The sequence below is a fragment of the Virgibacillus phasianinus genome (assembly GCF_002216775.1).
GTDB classification, from domain to species: Bacteria; Bacillota; Bacilli; order Bacillales; family Amphibacillaceae; genus Virgibacillus_F; species Virgibacillus_F phasianinus.
Window position 1 is genome coordinate 3,381,784 of the sequence record NZ_CP022315.1, and the last position, 20,683, is coordinate 3,402,466.

General features: G+C 37.8%; 21 protein-coding genes. 8 read left to right on the forward strand and 13 right to left on the reverse strand.

The window, feature by feature from the left end:
• Positions 1–37: 37 nt before the first annotated feature.
• The 3 genes from pyc to CFK37_RS16360 all read right to left on the reverse strand — a co-directional run bounded on the left by pyc (position 38) and on the right by CFK37_RS16360 (position 5,157).
• A complete protein-coding gene (gene pyc, locus CFK37_RS16350) occupies positions 38–3,481 on the reverse strand; it encodes a pyruvate carboxylase (RefSeq protein ID WP_089062877.1) in 3,444 nt (1,147 codons plus the stop codon).
• Positions 3,469–4,650: a putative lipid II flippase FtsW gene (gene ftsW / locus CFK37_RS16355; protein ID WP_089062878.1), complete on the reverse strand. Its 1,182-nt coding sequence runs from the start codon at positions 4,648–4,650 to the stop codon at positions 3,469–3,471. Before ftsW ends, pyc begins: the two co-directional genes overlap by 13 nt.
• Positions 4,651–4,875: 225 nt before the next feature.
• Positions 4,876–5,157 carry an Fpa/YlaN family protein gene (locus CFK37_RS16360; RefSeq protein ID WP_089063691.1) on the reverse strand — a complete coding sequence of 94 codons (282 nt, stop codon included), beginning with the start codon at positions 5,155–5,157 and terminating at the stop codon, positions 4,876–4,878.
• Between the two features lie 293 nt (positions 5,158–5,450).
• Between CFK37_RS16360 and CFK37_RS16365 the strand changes: the two genes are divergently transcribed.
• Both CFK37_RS16365 and CFK37_RS16370 read left to right on the forward strand, forming a co-directional pair.
• Positions 5,451–5,942 carry a hypothetical protein gene (locus tag CFK37_RS16365; protein WP_089062879.1) on the forward strand — a complete coding sequence of 164 codons (492 nt, stop codon included), beginning with the start codon at positions 5,451–5,453 and terminating at the stop codon, positions 5,940–5,942.
• Between the two features lie 142 nt (positions 5,943–6,084).
• A complete protein-coding gene (locus CFK37_RS16370) occupies positions 6,085–6,690 on the forward strand; it encodes a YhcN/YlaJ family sporulation lipoprotein (protein WP_245837234.1) in 606 nt (201 codons plus the stop codon).
• Positions 6,691–6,763: 73 nt separating this feature from the next.
• Here CFK37_RS16370 and CFK37_RS16375 read toward each other — a convergent pair whose 3' ends face one another.
• Positions 6,764–7,066, reverse strand: a complete 303-nt coding sequence (locus tag CFK37_RS16375) for a hypothetical protein (RefSeq protein ID WP_089062880.1) — start codon at positions 7,064–7,066, stop codon at positions 6,764–6,766.
• 137 nt (positions 7,067–7,203) lie between these two features.
• Here CFK37_RS16375 and CFK37_RS16380 point away from each other — a divergent pair, with 137 nt between their 5' ends.
• Positions 7,204–7,407, forward strand: a complete 204-nt coding sequence (locus CFK37_RS16380) for a YlaI family protein (protein ID WP_089062881.1) — start codon at positions 7,204–7,206, stop codon at positions 7,405–7,407.
• A 47-nt stretch (positions 7,408–7,454) separates the two neighbouring features.
• Here the strand turns inward: CFK37_RS16380 and CFK37_RS16385 are convergent, their stop codons facing one another.
• Positions 7,455–7,760, reverse strand: coding sequence for a YlaH-like family protein (locus CFK37_RS16385; RefSeq protein WP_089062882.1), 306 nt, complete (start codon positions 7,758–7,760; stop codon positions 7,455–7,457).
• 164 nt (positions 7,761–7,924) lie between these two features.
• Here CFK37_RS16385 and CFK37_RS20205 point away from each other — a divergent pair, with 164 nt between their 5' ends.
• Together CFK37_RS20205 and CFK37_RS16390 are read left to right on the forward strand one after the other, a co-directional pair.
• Entirely contained in the window at positions 7,925–8,095 is a 171-nt protein-coding gene (locus CFK37_RS20205; RefSeq protein WP_172840521.1) for a DUF5325 family protein, read from the forward strand.
• 153 nt (positions 8,096–8,248) lie between these two features.
• On the forward strand, positions 8,249–9,955 hold the full coding sequence (locus CFK37_RS16390) for an IS1182 family transposase (protein WP_245837235.1): 1,707 nt from the start codon (positions 8,249–8,251) through the stop codon (positions 9,953–9,955).
• On the opposite strand, the gene CFK37_RS16395 is transcribed toward CFK37_RS16390, so the two are convergent.
• Both CFK37_RS16395 and CFK37_RS16400 read right to left on the reverse strand, forming a co-directional pair.
• Entirely contained in the window at positions 9,909–10,733 is an 825-nt protein-coding gene (locus CFK37_RS16395) for an inositol monophosphatase family protein (protein WP_089062883.1), read from the reverse strand. The genes CFK37_RS16390 and CFK37_RS16395 overlap by 47 nt on opposite strands.
• Before the next feature lie 99 nt (positions 10,734–10,832).
• Entirely contained in the window at positions 10,833–11,024 is a 192-nt protein-coding gene (locus tag CFK37_RS16400) for a hypothetical protein (RefSeq protein ID WP_089062884.1), read from the reverse strand.
• 200 nt (positions 11,025–11,224) lie between these two features.
• Between CFK37_RS16400 and CFK37_RS16405 the strand changes: the two genes are divergently transcribed.
• Positions 11,225–11,851, forward strand: a complete 627-nt coding sequence (locus CFK37_RS16405) for a YktB family protein (RefSeq protein ID WP_089062885.1) — start codon at positions 11,225–11,227, stop codon at positions 11,849–11,851.
• A gap of 50 nt (positions 11,852–11,901) precedes the next feature.
• Here CFK37_RS16405 and CFK37_RS16410 read toward each other — a convergent pair whose 3' ends face one another.
• Positions 11,902–12,150 (reverse strand): UPF0223 family protein, encoded by a 249-nt coding sequence (locus CFK37_RS16410; protein ID WP_089062886.1) that lies wholly within the window; start codon positions 12,148–12,150, stop codon positions 11,902–11,904.
• Between the two features lie 11 nt (positions 12,151–12,161).
• A complete protein-coding gene (locus tag CFK37_RS16415) occupies positions 12,162–13,118 on the reverse strand; it encodes an NAD(P)H-dependent flavin oxidoreductase (RefSeq protein ID WP_089063693.1) in 957 nt (318 codons plus the stop codon).
• A gap of 157 nt (positions 13,119–13,275) precedes the next feature.
• Here CFK37_RS16415 and CFK37_RS16420 point away from each other — a divergent pair, with 157 nt between their 5' ends.
• Positions 13,276–14,748: an aminotransferase class I/II-fold pyridoxal phosphate-dependent enzyme gene (locus tag CFK37_RS16420; RefSeq protein ID WP_089062887.1), complete on the forward strand. Its 1,473-nt coding sequence runs from the start codon at positions 13,276–13,278 to the stop codon at positions 14,746–14,748.
• Positions 14,749–14,898: 150 nt separating this feature from the next.
• On the opposite strand, the gene CFK37_RS16425 is transcribed toward CFK37_RS16420, so the two are convergent.
• On the reverse strand, positions 14,899–14,997 hold the full coding sequence (locus CFK37_RS16425) for a GapA-binding peptide SR1P (protein WP_089062888.1): 99 nt from the start codon (positions 14,995–14,997) through the stop codon (positions 14,899–14,901).
• A gap of 178 nt (positions 14,998–15,175) precedes the next feature.
• Positions 15,176–16,033, reverse strand: a complete 858-nt coding sequence (locus CFK37_RS16430) for a polysaccharide deacetylase family protein (RefSeq protein ID WP_245837236.1) — start codon at positions 16,031–16,033, stop codon at positions 15,176–15,178.
• 290 nt (positions 16,034–16,323) lie between these two features.
• On the opposite strand from CFK37_RS16430, the gene CFK37_RS16435 reads away from it, so the two are divergent.
• Positions 16,324–17,829 (forward strand): glycine betaine uptake BCCT transporter, encoded by a 1,506-nt coding sequence (locus CFK37_RS16435; RefSeq protein ID WP_089062889.1) that lies wholly within the window; start codon positions 16,324–16,326, stop codon positions 17,827–17,829.
• 113 nt (positions 17,830–17,942) lie between these two features.
• Here the strand turns inward: CFK37_RS16435 and lpdA are convergent, their stop codons facing one another.
• A complete protein-coding gene (gene lpdA, locus CFK37_RS16440) occupies positions 17,943–19,352 on the reverse strand; it encodes a dihydrolipoyl dehydrogenase (RefSeq protein WP_089062890.1) in 1,410 nt (469 codons plus the stop codon).
• Positions 19,353–19,355: 3 nt separating this feature from the next.
• Positions 19,356–20,678 carry a dihydrolipoamide acetyltransferase family protein gene (locus CFK37_RS16445; RefSeq protein WP_089062891.1) on the reverse strand — a complete coding sequence of 441 codons (1,323 nt, stop codon included), beginning with the start codon at positions 20,676–20,678 and terminating at the stop codon, positions 19,356–19,358.
• Positions 20,679–20,683: the final 5 nt, after the last annotated feature.

Consider the following 20,683-nt stretch of genomic DNA (forward strand, 5'->3'; position numbering starts at 1 on the left):
GCAGCAATCCTGGATTGCTGCTACTTTTTTGTACCCATTATTCAAATTCAATCAATAAATCATTCACTTTAATAGCTTCTCCGTTACTGACGTGAATCGATTTGATTACACCGTCAAAAGGAGCCTGAACGGTTGTTTCCATTTTCATTGCCTCAGTTATTAGAAGATAGTCTCCCTTTTTAACTTTATCGCCTTTTTCACAAATAACTTTCACAACTGTACCTGGCATTGTAGCTCCAATATGTTTCTCGTTTCCTTTGTCAGCTAGTTGTTTTGTCGCCAGTTGTGATTTTATATTGTCATCTTTTACAACAACTTCTCTCGATTGTCCATTAAGTTCAAAGTAAATGACTCGTGTACCATCTGCGTGAGCTTCAGAAATAGAAACTAATTTTACGATTAATGTTTTACCTTGTTCAATTTCTACTTCAATTTCCTCACCAAGGCGCATCCCGTATAAAAATGTTGGTGTGTCCAATACAGACACATCACCATATGTCTCTTGAAAACGATGATAGTCCATAAACACTTTCGGATATAAAGCGTAGGAAATCATATCAAAACTTGTCACTTGTCGGTCAAGCGTTTTAAATAATGACGACTTTAATGAATTGAAATCAACTGGCTCCAGCAATTCTCCAGGACGAACGGTTATCGGTTTTTTACCTTTGAGGATGATCCGTTGCAATTCCTTAGGAAACCCTTGATACGGTTGTCCAATATATCCTTGTGCAAATTCAATTACAGAATCAGGGAAATCAATTGATTCTCCCCGCTCGTAAATATCGTCCTCTGTTAAATCGTTTTGGACCATAAATAAAGTCATATCACCAACAACCTTTGAGGATGGCGTAACCTTTATTACATCCCCAAACATTAGGTTCACTTTATTAAACATCGTCTTAACTTCATTCCAGCGGTCTTCCAGACCCACGGCTTTCGCTTGTTGTTTCAGGTTACTGTATTGGCCACCAGGCATTTCATGATTGTAAATTTCTGTATGCGGCGACTTCATACCACTTTCAAAATCCTGATAATACCCTCGAACATCTTCCCAATAATGAGAAAGTTTCTCATAGGATCCTACATTGATTTTAGGTTGGCGCTTATGCCCTTCCAACGCATGATACAGTGACTGTGCACTCGGTTGTGACGTTAGTCCCGCCATTGGTCCGTTAGCCACATCTACTACATCAACCCCCGCTTCAATTGCTCGTGCATACATGTATATACCGTTGCCACTGGTGTCATGTGTATGCAAATGGACCGGGATTGAAATTGAATCTTTTAATGTGGAAATAAGTTGATATGCTGCCTCAGGTTTGAGCAATCCAGCCATATCTTTAATGCCAAGAATATGAGCCCCTGACTGTTCAAGCTCTTTTGCCAGATTTTTATAATAATCCAGATCATATTTTGTACGGCCTTTATCAAGAATATCCCCTGTATAACACATTGTTGCTTCAGCAATTTTATTTGATTCCCGAACGGACTGGATAGCCAAATTCATACCTTCGACCCAATTTAGACTGTCAAAGATTCTAAATACATCAATACCTGCTGTTGCGCTCTTTTCGACAAATTCTTTTATTAAATTGTCGGGATAGTTTTTATATCCAACTGCATTGCTTGAGCGGAGAAGCATTTGTAATAAAACATTTGGCATCTGTTCACGTAATTTCAGTAGCCGTTGCCATGGACTTTCTTTTAAGAATCGGTAGGCAACATCAAACGTTGCTCCTCCCCACATTTCAACAGAAAATAATTCAGGTAATAATCGCGCTGTGGGTTCCGCGATTTGCAATAAATCCTTAGTTCGAACCCGAGTTGCAAGCAATGATTGATGAGCATCTCGAAATGTTGTGTCAGTTAATAAAACGTCCGGTTGATCAAGCAGCCAAGAAGCGAGGCCCTCTGGCCCTTTTTCATCAAGAATTTGTTTTGTTCCCCGCGGTATTTCCTGCAACTTGTCAATTTTCGGAATAGGCGGAGTGGTAAATAATGGCTTTTTCTTTTTGCTAAGTCCTTCAAATCCGTTAACAGAAGTATGTCCAATGTAGGACAACATTTTAGTTCCCCGGTCTTTTCGTTTAGGAAAAACAAATAATTCTGGTGTTTGATCGATAAAGGTAGTACTGTACTCCCCTGATAGGAAGTTTGAGTGGCGAATCACATTTTCTAAAAATGGAATGTTTGTTTTAATTCCACGAATACGGAATTCCCTTAGGTTTCGAACCATTTTATTTGCTGCCTGATCAAAAGATAACGCCCAGGTAGACACTTTTACTAATAAGGAATCATAATGTGGAGAAATTTCAGCACCTTGGAATCCATTTCCGGCATCTAACCGAACACCAAATCCCCCACCTGTCCGGTAAGCCATAATTTTTCCGGTATCCGGCATAAAGTTGTTTAATGGATCCTCCGTTGTAACCCGTGATTGGATTGCATAACCATTCGTTTTGATTGCTTCCTGAGAAGGTATCCCAATAGACTGATCATGCATATCCAGACCTTCTGCTATTTTAATTTGTGTTTGAACGATATCATAACCGGTAATCAGTTCAGTAATTGTATGTTCAACCTGAACTCTCGGATTTACCTCGATAAAGTAAAATTCTTCGTCAGTCACCAAAAACTCAACAGTTCCCGCATTAATGTAATTTACATTTTTCATTAATTTAACTGCTGCTTCGCATATTTCATTTCGTAAGTCATTTGGCAGTGAAACACTAGGTGCAACCTCCACTACCTTCTGATGACGTCTTTGTACTGAACAATCACGTTCATATAAATGAACGACATTACCATTTTTATCACCAATGATTTGAACCTCTATGTGTTTAGGATTTTCTATCAATTTTTCTACATAAACTTCATCATTGCCAAACGCCGCTTTAGCTTCGGATTTTGCGCGATCAAACGCTTCTGACAAACCGGAGTCAGAACGAACAATTCGCATTCCACGTCCCCCACCGCCTAAAGAAGCTTTAATAATAATCGGGAAGCCGGCATTCTCACTAAATGCTTTAACTTCTTCCAGTGACTTTACAGGGCCATCACTCCCAGGGATTACTGGTAAGCCAGCCTGTACTGCCTGATATCTTGCCTTAACCTTATCCCCAAACATGTTTAGATGCTCACTGGTTGGACCAATAAAAGTTAACCCTTCTTCTTCACATCGTTTCGCGAATTGAATATTTTCAGATAGGAAGCCATATCCAGGATGTATTGCATCAACACCTACTTGCTTTGCCACCTTAATAATGCCTTCAATATCCAAATATGCGTCGATTGGTTTTTTCCCCTCACCAACTAAGTATGCTTCATCAGCCTTATAACGATGGTAGGAACCTGAATCCTCTTTGGAATAAACTGCAACTGTTCGGATATTTAATTCTGTACAAGCCCTAAACACCCGAATAGCAATCTCGCCTCTGTTTGCCACTAATACTTTTTGTATGGTATTTAACTCGGCCATGATCTTCCTCCTCGATTAAATGATTGATTTCTATTTGTGTCCTGATTAACCTTAACCGGTTCTTGTTCTTTTCTTTTCACGGATTTTGCAATGTTGTTTAGTATCCCCATGGAGGCCAGCATTACGAGCAGTGACGAACCGCCGTAACTGACAAATGGTAATGGAACACCAGTAATTGGCAGTAAACCACTGATGGCACCTAGATTAATAAATGCTTGGACACCCACCATCGATGATATTCCTATCGCCAATAGAGCACCAAAACTGTCCTCACACTTTCTGGCAATAAAGATTCCTCTAAGAACAATCAACGACAGCATCCCTATTACAATAACTACTCCTACAAATCCAAGTTCTTCAGCAATAACCGCCATGATAAAATCTGTATGCGGTTCAAGCAGATATCCAAGTTTTTGAACACTATGGCCTAAGCCTTCACCTGAAATCCCACCAACACCAATCGCCAGATACGATTGAATCAAATGGTAGCCATCTGTATTTGGCGTTTCAAACGGTTGATACGCCCCCGTAAATCTGGCAAGCCTCTCATCAGTCACCATCTGAGGGGCTGCTAAAGCAATTACAATTAGTCCAGCCAAAATAAGAATTGTTAGATGACGAAACTTTATACCAGAACTAAATATGACAGAACAGGCAATCAGAAAAATAATTGCCGCTGTACCGACATCTGGTTGCATGATGATGAGACCAAGAACAATTCCAGTCATAATTAACGGAGGCACAACACCCGTTTTAAAGTCATTTATGTATGTTTGTTTCTTTGAATAAATGCTTGCCAGATACATAATCAGCCCTATTTTGGCAAATTCTGCAGGCTGCAGACTAACTGGTCCAAAATCAAACCAGGATTTAGCATTGTTTACCGACTTACCAAAGATCAATACCCCAACTAGAAGCACCAATATAATTAAAATAATAATTTTCATTAATTTTTGATAGTACTTATACGGAAACGCTGAACAAAGAATAAAACCTGCCATACCAAGAACAAACCATTGTATTTGTCTATAAAAATAATGTGTACTTTCAAATCCCTCCATAACTGCAATAACCATGCTGGCACTGTAAATCATGACAATACCAAATCCTGAAAGTAGAATTGGAGTTATCATCAGTGTAAAATCGTAATCTTTTAATTTCTTTATCATCTTACTTCTCCCCATAATATGTAATAGAGCAATGATGAAAGAGAAATTTTAAATAGTATAACATACTTAATTTGAATAGTGTATGTATTTTCAGAATTCTGTTTCATCAATGCCTTTTTTCTTTCCCTTTTCTGTCATGTGCTGTAATAAAAAAACCTTGCCTTAGTGTGCGTGGGCAAAGTTTTGCTGAATTATATCTACACAAAACAACCTAACAATATTTTGTTAAATTGAGTTCTGTGCTGCTTCATGTAATATATTAAGCTGCTTCTCCAGATTTTCAAGAAGTGCTTTTCCTTCATCCTCATTGATTAAGTCCAAGCGCACTGCGAAATCAATCTCTCTTGAAAGACCAAACATTTGAGTATCTAATACCTCTTCATATAAGGGGCACTGTGGCATAGTTAAATTATCGATTTGCACCTCGATAAGTTTTACTATTTTATCGGCGTCTGCCTTTAATAGAGCGTACGCTTTTTCACGATGATTTACGGTCACCTCAGGAATCAAATGAATCCCTCCAATTAAAAGACTTTCTTACTATTATATTATCGTTCCACACGATAAAATGCAAATTATATTTTAGAAAATCTTGGCTTGTCGCCAAGAACTAATTGCGAAGCCTTAGATTTTTTTATACTTTATATCGATAAAGATTTATACTTTTTAAAGTGATAAAAATTTCGGGACTGTCCGACCAATTCATAAGCATCTTGTATATGTTTGTGATAGAATAAATATCGTAAAAAATTTATATGCATTCTTCGTTACTGAGAATTAAAGAAAGGTGGAAAAAATAGATGATAGTACCAATTACAGGAAACATTACATATTCCATTACATTGGATCCTACCGTTTGGATTTTTGATGATCGCAAAGTAGAGTTTGATAAGGCATTTGATACGGTATTAGATCAACCGGATGAAGACGAGGATTTAGAAAGGACATCAAAACGATGGGATCGCGCAGTTTCCCAACAACATATCAATCCCCCAATAAACAAAAGTATTTCTAAACTCGAGGGGGAAAAAATATTAAAGGGTACATATGTAATGCCTATTGAAGTATTTGTTAATCACGCGGAAGCCAAGGCTGATGCCAAGACAGCTTCATTAATCATTGAAGGAAATGACGATGTAACCATCTCCCTAGATCAGCTAAGGAATGCCTATTTACTGTTTGCAGTAGATGGACAACCTTTAAAAGAAAACGGACCTGTACATCTATATCACAAAGATGGTTCAAACAGGGATAATCCAATTACTTCCATTAAAAAAATTGTTATAAACTAAGAAAATCGTTTGCCAAATTTTATACAATCTGTTCACTGAAGCTGTTGCCGATCGTGCAACAGCTTTTTTGTATAATTTAGCACGCAAAAACAAAATATAAACATAGTACATTTCTTAGAATCAGGAAAAGGAGGCATAACAAATGAAATTTGGCTTTCGTACAGGATTATGTTTGGTAATGACTTGTATTATTATTAGCGGATGTCAATCTGATAATGAAGACATTTCCCTTTCAGATGAAAAAAGCAATGATCGCTATCTTCAGGTAAAAGATTCGGATCCGGCTGACAAACAAACATTAAGTAATAAAGAAATTGCAGATCACCTGGCATCTATTGCCGCAGGGGTTGGAAATGTCAATAACGCCACAGCGGTTGTTGCTGGTCCTTATGCAGTAGTAGGTATCGATGTCGATAAAGACTTGGACCGTTCAAGGGTTGGAACCGTTAAATATTCTGTCCTAGAGGCTTTGCAGCATGACCCATACGGAAAAACAGCTGTCGTTGTTGCGGATGGCGATGTTATGGAACGACTGCAGCAAATGAGAAATAAGATGGGACAGGGCTATCCAGTCCAGGGTGTCGTGGATGAATTATCTGGAATCGTTGGTAGATATATGCCGGACTTCCCTATTAATGAAAATAAACCTAAACAATCTGATCAAAACAAAAAAGTCCTTCCAAAAAAAGATGAGAAAAAATTAGACGACATTGAAGAAGACCAGTCAAATCATCAGAACAATGAATAGAGAAAAAATTCAGGGCGCCAAGTCGCACATTAAAAGGACTTCCCGACTACCATAGGGTAACCGGGAAATCCTTTTATTTTGTTGTTACTTTATCTTCTTCATTTTTAACTTCGTTGTAATAATTAACGCCGAATTGGGATCCTTCCGATACCATTTTGGAATTTTCAAGTTGGGCTTGGTCTTTATCCTCTACCTGGTCAGGAATTCCCGCATCTTCAAGCGTTGTTTCTTTTTCCTTATTCATATTTTTAATTTTTGTTGTAGTATTTTCAATAGTTAATTTCAACTTTTCACGTTTATTCTTATCCTTTAATACAACCCCTGCAACACCCGCTCCAATTGCGCCGATACCGGAAAGTAAATATCTTTTTTTCATCAAATCGTCCTTTCAAATGTTTTGTAACTATATATTCCCCACTTATTTTTTAATAAAACATGCAATAATTACAACTTCATTACAAATGCTTCCTATGTTATCATTATTAGTAAAGGGCCTAAATTTGAGGTGAAATTGTGCAAGTTAAATGTGTTATTTGTGACGAAGTTGAATCAATCGAAGACTATTCCCTTCAAGCGAAACGGTTGCGGAATCGCCGAATCCATATGTATTTATGTCAGTCATGCTATGAACGAATTGGTAAAAAAACCAAAGCAAGGCATGAGACCGGTAATTTCCGTTTATACAAAAAACCTAAACAAAAAGAAGATCTTATTTAAAAGACTCTAGACGTCCCCATATTGGGGGCTGTCCAGAGTCTTTTTAGTTACTGTGTATTTTGTTTTCTTTTTCTTTCCTGATGTAAACGAAGTCGGTATATACCTAAAACAACAGATATTACAATCAGGCTTTCTGTTATCGGCAACCCAAAAATACTAAAAATTGTTAAGATATACGTTCCGACCGCAAGCATAATATAAACAAAAATTGTTTTAAGTAAGGGTAAACGCCTGGCAAATCCCAATTTAAATGCTATTGAACCAAAAATTAAATTTAGTATATAAAGAATTAAAAACAAGTAATCTGTTCCATAATGCGATAGGACAAATTCAAAAATTGCACTATTGTTCATTCATTAGTATCCCCCGATGCAGTAATTAATAATATGTATCAAAATTAAGTTCATATTCTATCATACTAAATCTTCATTCACGACGCCAGATATAAGAGCTACATTTTGTATAAATATATCGAATGTTATATACTGTTTGTTGTAATTAAATTTGAGGTGAAATCATGAATAAAGTAAACTATCCAATGCTTCTTTTGGCAATCTTGGTAATTCTTTCATTTTTTTCAGTGGGTATTGGTATCGCTCTTCGAAGCATTTGGCTCATTTTATTATTTTTAATCCTTGGTTTTGGCCTGATGGGATTTGGAATTACATTAAAACGTAAAAGAAAGTGACTGGGACAAAACCCAGTAAATAAAAAAGCGTGGCACTCACCGTTCAGGTGACATACCACGCTTTTTTTATATAATCGTTTATTTTTACTAAACAAAAAGAATCCCCTTTGATAGAATTAAAGTAACCACACAATAATTATCGGAGGGATTCTTATGTTTAAAAATTATAACATAAATCAAGTGGTGTTGCCTTTAGATTTAGAAATAAAATTGGACAAAAATGATATTGCCTATGCAGTAAATGATGTTGTAACACAGATTCCGGAGGAAGCATTCGCTGCCTTTTCCCGTGAAACTGGATGTCCAGCCTATCACCCACAAATGATGATGAAAATTATCTTATGTGCCTACACGCAGTCGGTTTTTTCTGGAAGAAAAATGGAAGGGTTACTTAAAGATAGTGTGCGTATGATGTGGTTAGCGCAAGGTTATGAACCAAGTTATCGTACAATCAATCGTTTTCGTGTGCATCCAGAGGTGAAAGAACTACTGCGTCAATGTTTTGTGCAATTCCGTTGTCAGCTAGTGGAAGAAAAACAAATTGATGAAGAAGCGATTTTTATTGATGGAACCAAGATTGAAGCGAATGCCAATAAATTTACGTTTGTATGGCGGAAATCGGTTGAAAGGTACAGTGCTAATTTGGTGGAAAAATCCAACCAAATGTATGATGAATTATTGGAGAAAGAAATTCTTCCGGAAATCGAACGGGAAAGCCTGGAGGAACTGTCCACGAAAGAACTCGAAAAAGTAGTGGAGCAGCTGGATGGCAAGGTAGAAGCGTATGACAAGAAAATAGAAGCGAGTGAAGACGTAAGCGCACGTAAAAAACTACGGTCTGACCGTAAAGCACCGAAACAATACCGCAAACAATTCAAGGATTATTTGGCGCGAAAACAGAAATACCAAAAAGACATGGAGATCTTCGGAGAACGCAATAGTTATTCGAAGACGGATCATGATGCCACTTTTATGCGAATGAAAGATGATTATATGAAGAACGGCCAGCTGAAAGCTGGGTATAATGTGCAGGCTGCAACCGAAGGACAATATGTGCTCGCTTATGATGTATTCCCAAATCCGACAGATACTCGCACCTTCATTCCATTTCTGGATAACATAGAAAATAATTACTTTAAGCTGCCAAAGCACATCGTGGCTGACGCAGGATATGGTAGTGAACAAAACTACGAAGATGTCATCGAGAATCGAAAACGCACACCGCTGATTACCTATAACCAGTATCGAAAAGAGAAGAAAAAGAAGCATAAGAATAACGCTTTCCATACAGCCAATTGGGAATATAATAATGAAGACGATACGTTTACCTGTCCAAATGGAAAACAATTAATGTTCAGCCACATGTCCAATCGAACAGATAAATACGGACTAACACGATCGTTTAAAGTTTATGAGTCTGAGGACTGTTCAGGTTGTCCATTGCGTTCCCAATGCACCAAAGCGAAGGAAGGAAATAATCGAAGAATTTATTACAACGAAAAATGGGAACAACAAAAAGAATACATTAAGCAACTGCTTTCGGAAGAGAAAACTGGTGAAATTTACGGCAATCGTAAAATCGATGTGGAGCCAGTCTTTGGATTTCTGAAGGCTAATTTGTGCTTCACTCGTATGTCTGTACGAGGTAAAGAGAAAGTAGAAAGTGAAATAGGATTTGCATTCATGGCGGTAAACTTGAGGAAGTACACCGCCATGAAGACAAAACAACCACTAGATAATCAAGACAATCCAACGAAAAATGGTTCTGATCATCAAAAACCGATGATCAGAACCATTTTTAAGTTATTTTTGGCTAGTTATGTCCCAGCCTCTTTTTTCCTTTTATTATATAATCTTTAATAATTGTCTTTTGAATGGATGGATGGCAAACTAAAATGGAATTATTGACGAGCATATTAATTTTCTCGCCGGCAACATTGGTCGTGACACCGCCAACCTCATTTACAATGACAATCCCCGCGGCAATATCCCAGGGTGCAAGTCTCATTGTCAAATATCCATCCATGATTCCCTCCGCAACATAGGCAAATTCCAATGCAGCTGAACCGTATGTACGTGTTCCTCTTACTGTTTTCACCAGCTCCTGCATAACTTCTTCTTCAACAAGTCGGTTTTCACATAACCAAAAATGATTTAGACTAATCATTGCTTTTTCAAAAGGAACCTTTTCTTTCAATGGTGGTATTTTAACACCGTTTTTATAAGCTCCTTCTCCTTTTATAGCACTGTAAAGCACATCATCCATTACATTGTATATAAAACCTATTTCCCCAACCCCGTCGTGATAGATTCCAACGGAAATAGCAAAGTTTCGCTTTTGTTGTACAAAGTTCATCGTTCCATCAATCGGGTCAATAATCCAAACTGTTCCATCCAAGGATTTAACCTTATCACCAAAACCCTCTTCACTTAATAATTGATGATCATCATATTTGGTCTTAATTTTATTTACAAAATATTTTTCTGTTTCCTTATCCATTGTTGTCACAAGATCATTCGGGTTTGATTTTGTATCAACAATTAAAGGGTCATTAATTTTTTCACGGATAGTGGTTCCCGCTTCCTTTATCCATTGTTTTGCATCCTGATACAGTTGACTTCGAATTTTTTCGTTCATTTAAAAGCCTCCATATTATATTTAAAGCCTATCTTATCAAATTAAAAAACTAACCACCAAGTGTAATGACTTAAATCGTGGTCAGTTTAATGGAGGAAACTATTCATTTTCAATGGAATAGAGCTGAATTCGCAATTGCTCTAGCCGTTCTTTTGCTTTAATTATCTCTACCTTATCGTTAGCTTGTAATGCGTCAAATAAAGTTACCAGTTCGTAGTCAATTTCCATTCGTATAACGGGAAGTTTTTCCTGCGCTTCTTTTCGTCGCAACGCTTCCATAACATATTTCATGCTGATTCATCCTTTCAGATGCTTTTTTTATATATATGTCGGACGGCGATCTTTGGTTAATAATTTTTTACTATTGCTATTTATATTCCCATATTTTTACGATATTAAACCTTTACGTGGCAGGTTTCTTTCTTGACTGTGTGTGCTTTTTGCTTAATAATAATAATTACAATTAATTTACACTTTAAAGGGGAATACGAATGGCATTTAAAGGATTTATAAAAAATGACTTCCGAACATTTACGATTGATGGATTGGCAGAAAGAATGACAGCAATTAAAACACGCATTCAACCTAAATTCAAAGAAATTGGTGATGCATTAACCGATGATTTAACTGCAATCACCGGTCAAGACATGCATGTGCATATTGCACAGCATGCCAGAAGAACAGTAAATCCCCCTAAGGATACATGGATGGCATTTTGTTACAATAAACGCGGCTACAAACAGCATCCACATTTCCAAATCGGGCTGTTTGATGACCATCTATTTGTTTGGTTGGCTTACATTTATGAACTACCTAATAAACAGGAAATGGCACAATCATTTATTGAGCATGCCGATGATATAAAGAATACTATTCCTGCCCATTACGTGGTATCACTTGACCATACAAAGAAGGACGCTGCACCTATGGAAGATCTAGATTTATCGAAATCCCTTCAACGATTTCACGATGTTAAAAAAGCAGAATTTCTGATTGGCAGACACTTTAAGGCAGATGATCCGCTGCTTAAAGATGGTAAAGCCTTTCTAAAGGAAGTTCTAGATACTTTTGAAACGTTATCACCAATTTATAAATTGTCAATAAGAGAAACGATATAAGTATTCGAAAAACCCGGCATTCGCTAAAGGACAAGGCGAATGCCGGGTTTTTATTGCTGCTCCCTAGCTTGTTTGATCACTGGAAACACTTTATAGCCCGAAGCCATTTCAAACTCTTTAAAATAGGTTTTTTCTTCACCCTTCGATGGAACAATTTCTTTGAACCGTTTGTATGACTGTAAAATTTCGTAATCATCAGCTGACCGTTCATAATATTTTTCGATCGTTGTAAAAAAATGTACAACATCAATAATTTCCAGCCTTGACCAAAGCTCATTCAATGGATAATGGTAATCCATGCAGTCCCCCCCTAAACCCATTCTTTTCTAATACGTTCTGCATCCTTAATCATGGTTGAAATCAATTCATATACAGATGGTATATCATGAATCCTTGCAGCTATTTGGCCAGCCCAGCCAAATCCTTTTAAAGCATTTCCGTCGTATATATATTTCTTATTAGCTTCCCCATTAATAAATGGTTTTAATTCCTCAAATTCTGCAAGTTTTGATTCCAACTCCAAAATTTGTTCTGTCCATGAATTCTTTAACGCGCGTGCAGGTGTACCCAATGAACGTTTTATAACGACAGTTGCATTCTCATCCGCATCTACTAAATCCTGTTTATAGGTTGGGTGGGCGTCAACACATTCTTTCGTAGCAATAAATCTGGTACCCATTTCAACGCCATCAGCACCTAACGCTAAGGCGGCCATCATACTTTTACCGTCCCCTATTCCACCGGAGGCTATTACTGGAATGGATACACGTTCAACTACCTGAGGGGTGAGAATAAAAGTTCCGATATCCCCACGACCTAAATGGCCTCCACCCTCCTGGCCAACCACCATGACAGCATCAGCACCTAATTCTTCAGCTTTCTCTGCTTGGCGTCTCGCAGCCACCAATACAAGCTTTTTAATCGGATAGTCTTTTACCATTTCTAAAACACCTTTAGGATTTCCTCCGGTAACCGATATTACTGGGACCTGTTCATCAATCGCTACCTGCACCATATGCTCGAATGGACGTCCATGCTGACCAATGGCAAAATTAACACCAAACGTTTTATTTGTTAACGATCTCACACGACGGATTTCCTCACGCAAGCTTGATTCATTTGGTAAACTCATCGCAGTTATTTGACCAAGGCCTCCCGCATTCGATACAGCCGCTGCAAGGTCAGCATACGCTAAATAAGCAAGTCCTCCCTGGACAATTGGATAGTCAATCTTTAATAATTCAGTAATCCTAGTTTTCCAATTCACTTTTCCCATCTCCCTAACCAACCTGACTTCGTATTTATTTTCCTTAATGCTAGCATAACTTAAATTATTATGGCTACTTAATAAGCTAGATTTTTAAATAATTATTTGCTATACTACGTTGGATATTTGAATAAATACATCTTATGGAGTGCTTACAATGAATGACCAATCACAAACACCATTATTTGATGGTTTACTAAATCACATAGATAAAAATCCAACCCAATTTCACATTCCGGGTCATAAACAGGGAAAAGCAATTGATGACAGGTTCCGTGATTTTATGGGTGAAAACGCATTTAAGATTGACTTAATAAATATTGAACCACTTGACGACCTTCATCACCCAGGCGGCATAATAAGAGATGCTCAACATCTTGCTGCAAGGGCCTTTGGTGCGGATTATACATTCTTCTCTGTGCAAGGCACAAGTGGTGCAATCATGACAATGGTATTAAGTGTATGCAACCCTGGGGATAAAATAATCGTTCCTAGAAACGTGCACAAATCGGTAACATCCGCCATCATTTTCTCAGGTGCAACGCCCATTTTTATCCACCCCGAACTTGATCGTACTCTGGGAATATCGCACGGAATTACACCTTCTGCTGTTCGCCATGCACTAGATGCCCATCCAGATGCAAAAGCAGTATTGGTAATTAACCCAACATATTTTGGGATTGTAGCAGATTTACAGGAAATAGTTGAAATTTCGCATAGCTATGATGTACCGGTCCTGGTCGACGAAGCCCACGGTGTCCATATTCATTTTCATAACAAATTACCGCTTTCATCAATGCAGGCTGGAGCTGATATGGCTGCAACCAGTGTCCACAAATTAGGAGGTTCCTTAACACAAAGCTCCGTACTCAATTTAAAGGGAGACTTGGTGTCACACGAGCGTGTACAGACAGTTATGTCAATGCTGACAACAACATCCACCTCCTATCTGTTATTAGCTTCCTTAGATGTTGCACGAAAGAGATTAGCAACAAATGGATTTGATTTGATAGAAAATGCGATACAATTGGCGAATCATGCCAGAGATGCAATCAATCAAATACCTTATCTATATTGTGTTGGAGAAGAGATCATTGGAAGTGAAGCAATCTATGGGTTTGATCCAACTAAATTAATCATATCAGTTAAGGATCTTGGAATATCGGGGTATGACGCGGAGGTTTGGCTCCGAAAAAATTATGCTGTTGAGGTGGAACTTTCCGACTTATATAATCTTCTTTGTATCATTACTCCTGGTGACAGTATGGAAACAATAAAAACCCTTCAGACAGCATTAATACAACTTGTTAAAGAAACAGTAAATTATGATCAGGCAAAAGAAATAACGGTATCAATACCGGAAATTCCATTATTGGCACTTTCGCCACGGGATGCCTTTTATGCAGAAACAGAAATCATTCCATTTTCAGATTCTGCCGGAAGGATTAGCGCCGAATCCATTATGGTTTATCCACCCGGAATCCCAATATTTATCCCTGGTGAAATTATTACCGAAGATAATATTGCCTACATTAATAAAAATGTTACAAACGGGTTGCCTGTTCAAGGGCTAGAAGATGAATCATTACAAACCATTCACGTTATAAAAGAACACCGTCCATTTAAATAAGAAAAGTGGAGGCGATAGCTTCTACGAGCCGAAAGACGCTTCTATAAAGTTACTTCGTAGTTTATAGATTTTGTGTCAAAAACAACAATCTTTTAGAAAACCAGTCTATAAAAATGAGTGGCACCGCTTAGGATGCCACTCATTTTTATATTATTTACAATCAGGACAAGCGCCATATAGGGTTGTTACTTTCTCATCATCAAAATGCTCAATTACCTGCTGACAGTCTTGGCAAATGATAGTTCCCATTTCAGCCCAGCTCCTTCGTTTTTATGATAGCGTATTCATATTATAATATGTCACAATGCAAAATACAAGCGCTAATTAGTATATCATTATTCCTTTTATATTACATACTATTGTAACGCCAAAATATTTGTGCATTAAAAAGCAGCCACCTTTCCCCTATAAGTGACTGCTTGCCTCTTTATTTTGTTTTTATTAGATGTGGGTCCACCGTTTTGTACCCCTTATCACGAAGGCCTCTAACGATATCAGATAAGGCTTTAGATGTCCACTCCCTATCGTGCATCAGCAGGTTTGCTCCTGGCTTAAGAAGACTGTATGGAATATCAATTTCAGGGGCTTTTCCGGTAACCATTGCCTTCGTCAGTTTCTCTGCATCCATATAAGGTTCAAAATAATCATATCCATATGACCAATTCATCAAGATCATACCTTGTTCATCGGCAATTTTTCTGGTAGAGTCTGTATTCGCTCCATTAGGTGCACGGAAAAATTTTGGTTTTTCGCCAATTACTTGTTCAACCATTTCACTAACCTTTTCAATCTCTTTTCTCTGTTCCCCCTCCGATAAATCTGGTAAATAGGCATGGCTATATGTATGATTCCCTATTAAAAATCCCATATCATGAATCTTTTTTAACGCTTTTTTTCCTTCCTGGGAGTCCAAATAAATACCGTTCACAAAAAAAATAGCTCCCGCGTCCAACTCTTTTAATGTTTTTGCCATATCAACGGCATATTTATCCGGTGCATCATCAATTGTAAGTAAAACAACCTTTTCATTTGTATCCCCTTTTATAGGTTCTATAGACCAATTCTTTTGATTTACTGAATATTTTGGTTCTGTTGGTTTTTCTACAGACGTTTCTGATTTTTCCTTATCAGTTTCCTCGTTTTTTTTATTTTGATTTTTTTCTTTTCCTTGCTCAGACTCATCTTTTTTTTCTTTATGATTGCCATCTACAGGTGCTACGTTATCAGAACAGGCACTCATAGTTGCCACTAGTAATAACAGACAAATTATAACAATTTTTTTCAAAATAGATCCCCCTTGTAAACTTTGTATGTATATGAACTATTATATCGAATATCGACAAATGATTGCTACAGTTTTTCTGAATTAATTTAGCATTACAGTGGAAGATTAAGTTTACAATAAAACAGTAATGGGTAAGTAAATATAGGAAAAGTAGGCATAAAAGAATTTTATTTCCATTATCGGAAATAATAAGTACATTAGTTGAACTATTAATTTTAATATGTTTTAATACTAAAATGTGCTTTTATAATTCGACAAATACATTTGACTATTAGAAAGGGAGAAGGTCTATGAATAAAGTTACACGCGTTTTTTGGGTTTCTGTGATTATTTCGGTTTTATTCATTATCTGGGGCATTTGGCCAGATAGTAATATGCAGGCCGTAACAACAGAAATACAAGGCTTTATCGTAAGTGAATTTGGTTGGTTTTATCTACTTAGCGCAACCGGATTTTTACTCTTTGCGTTATTTCTTATCTTTTCAAAGTACGGGAATATTAAACTTGGTAAACCTGGTGACAAACCAGAATATTCCTACATAACCTGGTTTGCTATGCTATTCAGCGCCGGTATGGGGATCGGCTTGGTGTTCTGGGGTGCTGCCGAACCACTCTCACACTTCCATACACCTCCATACGGGGAAGGTGGTTCCGTTGAAGCAGCAAAAGCTGCTTTACAATATAGTTTTTTCCACTGGGGCTTACACCCTTGGGCAGTCTACGCCACCATTGCACTTGCATTAGCATATTTTAAATTCAGAAGACAATCATCGGGCTTAGTAAGTGCTATTCTTGAACCACTGTTTGGTGATAAAATGAAAGGTCCGTGGGGAACCCTGGTTGACTTTATTGTTGTATTCGCAACTGTTTTCGGTGTCGCCACATCGCTAGGATTTGGTGCAATACAAATCAGTGGTGGTTTATCATTTGTTTTTGGCTGGGATCAAACGATTACCATGCAATTCATAATAATCCTTATCGTTACCGTTTTATATTTAATATCAGCAATGACTGGTTTAAATAAAGGGATTAAGTACTTAAGTAACGCCAATATAGTGCTTGCTCTATTATTAATGGCATTCCTGCTTGTAATTGGACCAACAGGCTTCATTATGAACCTGTTTACAGATACCTTTGGCAGTTATATACAAAACCTTCCAGGCATGAGCTTTAGAATGACTCCGTTTGATACAGAAGATACTTGGATTAAAGATTGGACATTATTCTATTGGGCATGGTGGATTGCTTGGGCACCATTTGTAGGTACATTTATTGCCCGCGTATCCCGCGGTAGAACAATCAGAGAATTTGTTCTTGGTGTTTTGTTAGTACCAACAATTTTCGGTGCATTATGGTTTACTGTATTTGGTGGATCTGCTATTCACTTAGAAATGTTTGAAGGCACAAATATTATTCATTATGTGAACGATCTTGGTGAAGAAACAGCATTATTCGCTGTATTGCAGGAGTTTCCACTTGGAACGGTAATGTCAATTCTTGCTATTCTGTTGATTAGTACATTTTTTATTACATCAGCAGACTCCGCAACCTTCGTATTAGGAATGCAAACAACCGGTGGTAGTTTGTATCCGCCAAACGTTGTTAAATTGGCATGGGGATTAATTCAATCCGGCGCCGCTGCTGTATTACTCTGGCGAGGTGGCCTGCAAGCATTACAAACGGCCTCGATCATTGCAGCGTTACCATTTACAATTATCATGATACTTGTCGTATTTTCGATGTTCAAAGCATTTAAAGAAGAAGGTAAAAATAGCGATTTAAGACGGAAGAAATAAATGGAAAGTGGACACATCAAATTGCAAAAAAAGAGTTAGGCGGTCATCCCCGCCTGACTCTTTTTTTGCAATAACTAAGGGCTGTGGTTTACCACAGCCCTTAGTTTTATTACTTATTTCATCATATGAATAGGAGTGCCTAGCGCTACTTCTGCAGCTTCCATTGTGATTTCTCCTAGACTAGGATGCGCATGAATCGTCAACGCGATATCCTCAGCTGTCATCCCAGCTTCAATAGCCAAGCCAATTTCAGCAATCATATCACTGGCATTTGGACCTGCGATTTGAGCACCAATTACCAAACCATCTTCTTCCCTGGTAATTAATTTCAGGAACCCATCGCTATCATTTAATGATAATGCACGGCCGTTTGCCGCAAATGGGAATTTAGAAGCTTTTGCTTTGTACCCTGCATCTTTTGCTTCTTTTTCCGTATAGCCAACTGTTGCCAATTCTGGATCAGAAAATACAACCGCAGGCATACCAAGATAATCAATTTCAGCTTTTTCACCGCTTATTGCTTCAGCTGCAACTTTTCCTTCGTATGAAGCCTTATGTGCCAGTGGCATACCAGCAACGATATCTCCAATTGCATAAATATTCTCTTTGTTGGTACGGCATTGTTTATCAATCTTAATAAGTCCTTTGTCGTCAACATCGATGCCAACTTGTTCTAAACCTAACTCGTCAGTATTAGGACGACGGCCAACAGTAACCAATACATAGTCGGCTTCGATTGTTTCTTCTTTGCCTTTCGATTCATACGTTACTTTAACACCATCTTTTGATTCCTCAACACCCTTAGCCATTGCCTCGGTTATAATCTTTACATCTTTTTTCTTCAAGCGTTTCTTAACTACTTGAGTCATTTGTTTTTCAAATCCACCGAGAATATCTTTTGTGCCTTCCAGCACTGTAATTTCAGTACCAAAATTAGCATATGCAGAACCTAATTCGGTACCAATATAGCCTCCACCAATGACTACCATTTTTTTAGGAATTTCTTTTAAATTTAGTGCACCCGTTGAATCCAGCACACGGTCAGAGAATTTAAAGCTAGGAATTTCAATTGGTGTAGATCCTGTAGCAATAATACAATTATTAAATGTATATGTTTGAGAATTCTTGTCATCCATTACTTTAACTGAATTTTGATCGACAAAGAATACTTCACCTTTAACGATGTCAACTTTGTTGCCTTTTAGCAATCCCTCTACACCGGAAGTAAGTTTATTAACAACTTTTCCCTTCCATTCCTGAACTTTGGAAAAATCTACAGAAACATTTTCTGTTTTAATTCCAAGTTCCTCGTTACCATGGGCATGCTCGGTTAGATGACCAGCTTGAATCATTGCTTTTGAAGGGATACACCCAACATTTAAACAAACACCGCCTAAGTCACCTTTCTCAACTATTGTTACCTTTTGTCCTAATTGTGCAGCGCGGATGGCAGCCACATAGCCACCAGGACCCGCACCAACTACTAGAGTATCAATCTCAATTGGGAAATCTCCTACAACCATAATTTACGCCTCCATCATAATTAATTGTGGATCGTTCAATAAACGCTTAATTTGATTTAATGCTAATTGAGCTGTTGCGCCATCAACAATTCGGTGGTCAAAACTCAATGATAATGCAAGCACTGGAGCAATAACAATTTCTCCATCACGCACTACCGGCTTCTCAGCAATACGTCCTATACCTAAGATTGCTGCCTCTGGATAGTTAAGAACCGGTGTAAACCATTGTCCGCCAGCAGAACCAATATTAGTGATTGTGCTTGTTGCACCCTTCATCTCATCAGATCCAAGTTTACCATTACGAGCTTTATCTGCCAATTCGTTTACCTCTTGCGAAATAGCGAAAATTGATTTACGATCAGCATCTTTTACAACTGGTACAAGTAATCCTTTGTCCGTATCTGCTGCAATACCAACATTGTAATAATGTTTGTAGATAATTTCATCAGTCTCATCATCGACAGCTGCACCTAGAATAGGATACTTTTTCAATGTAGAAACTAGAGCCTTTGCCACATAAGGAAGATATGTCAATTTAATATCCTGTTCGGCCGCGATAGACTTAAATTTCTTGCGGTGTGCAACCAATTCGGTTACATCTATTTCATCCATAAGCGTAACATGCGGTGCTTTTGTTTTAGAATTAACCATTGCCTTAGCAATTGACTTGCGAATACCACTCATCTTCTCGCGAGTTTCCGGATATTGACCTTTTGGTGCTGATGTTTCCTTAGCTGCAGATTTATCTTCAGTTTGTTCACCGTCAGCCTCGGTTGTTTCTTGTGTTTCAGTCTTTTGGTCACCATTAACATAACTGTCTATGTCTTCTTTAAGGATTCGGCCATTCTTACCAGATCCACTTACTTCCTGAATTGCCACATCATGATCACGGGCATATTTTCTCACCGATGGCATTGCAATAACGCGTGAATCATCGGTTGATTTCTGTGCTTCTTTTTTAGTTGTTTCTTGCTTATCATCATTAGTTTCTTTAGAAGATTCTTTTTTGTCCTCTTTTGGTTCTTCTTTTGACTCTTCTTTTTCTTTCGAATCGGTCTCTTCTGCTTCCTCTTCCTCGTCATCATAGCCTTCCGCGTCAAAAGTGATGATTGTATCACCAACTGTTGCCACAGTGCCTTCATCAACATGAACCTTTTTAACTGTTCCATCTACTGGAGAAGGAATTTCAACAACGGCTTTGTCGTTTTGGACTTCGCAAATAACGTCGTCCTCTTTTATTTCATCGCCAGCTTTTACAAACCATTTAACGATTTCGCCTTCGTGAATACCTTCACCAATATCGGGCATTTTGAAATTATATGCCATCATTA

What these genes read in the sequence shown, in the direction of transcription:
- pyc (WP_089062877.1), bottom strand. Translation starts at nt 3,481, where the DNA reads ATGGCCGAGTTAAATACCATACAAAAAGTATTAGTGGCAAACAGAGGC.
- ftsW (WP_089062878.1), bottom strand. Translation starts at nt 4,650, where the DNA reads ATGATAAAGAAATTAAAAGATTACGATTTTACACTGATGATAACTCCA.
- CFK37_RS16365 (WP_089062879.1), top strand. Translation starts at nt 5,451, where the DNA reads ATGATAGTACCAATTACAGGAAACATTACATATTCCATTACATTGGAT.
- CFK37_RS16370 (WP_245837234.1), top strand. Translation starts at nt 6,085, where the DNA reads ATGAAATTTGGCTTTCGTACAGGATTATGTTTGGTAATGACTTGTATT.
- CFK37_RS16375 (WP_089062880.1), bottom strand. Translation starts at nt 7,066, where the DNA reads ATGAAAAAAAGATATTTACTTTCCGGTATCGGCGCAATTGGAGCGGGT.
- CFK37_RS16385 (WP_089062882.1), bottom strand. Translation starts at nt 7,760, where the DNA reads ATGAACAATAGTGCAATTTTTGAATTTGTCCTATCGCATTATGGAACA.
- CFK37_RS20205 (WP_172840521.1), top strand. Translation starts at nt 7,925, where the DNA reads ATGAATAAAGTAAACTATCCAATGCTTCTTTTGGCAATCTTGGTAATT.
- CFK37_RS16390 (WP_245837235.1), top strand. Translation starts at nt 8,249, where the DNA reads ATGTTTAAAAATTATAACATAAATCAAGTGGTGTTGCCTTTAGATTTA.
- CFK37_RS16395 (WP_089062883.1), bottom strand. Translation starts at nt 10,733, where the DNA reads ATGAACGAAAAAATTCGAAGTCAACTGTATCAGGATGCAAAACAATGG.
- CFK37_RS16400 (WP_089062884.1), bottom strand. Translation starts at nt 11,024, where the DNA reads ATGAAATATGTTATGGAAGCGTTGCGACGAAAAGAAGCGCAGGAAAAA.
- CFK37_RS16405 (WP_089062885.1), top strand. Translation starts at nt 11,225, where the DNA reads ATGGCATTTAAAGGATTTATAAAAAATGACTTCCGAACATTTACGATT.
- CFK37_RS16410 (WP_089062886.1), bottom strand. Translation starts at nt 12,150, where the DNA reads ATGGATTACCATTATCCATTGAATGAGCTTTGGTCAAGGCTGGAAATT.
- CFK37_RS16420 (WP_089062887.1), top strand. Translation starts at nt 13,276, where the DNA reads ATGAATGACCAATCACAAACACCATTATTTGATGGTTTACTAAATCAC.
- CFK37_RS16425 (WP_089062888.1), bottom strand. Translation starts at nt 14,997, where the DNA reads ATGGGAACTATCATTTGCCAAGACTGTCAGCAGGTAATTGAGCATTTT.
- CFK37_RS16435 (WP_089062889.1), top strand. Translation starts at nt 16,324, where the DNA reads ATGAATAAAGTTACACGCGTTTTTTGGGTTTCTGTGATTATTTCGGTT.
- lpdA (WP_089062890.1), bottom strand. Translation starts at nt 19,352, where the DNA reads ATGGTTGTAGGAGATTTCCCAATTGAGATTGATACTCTAGTAGTTGGT.
- CFK37_RS16445 (WP_089062891.1), bottom strand. Translation starts at nt 20,678, where the DNA reads ATGGCATATAATTTCAAAATGCCCGATATTGGTGAAGGTATTCACGAA.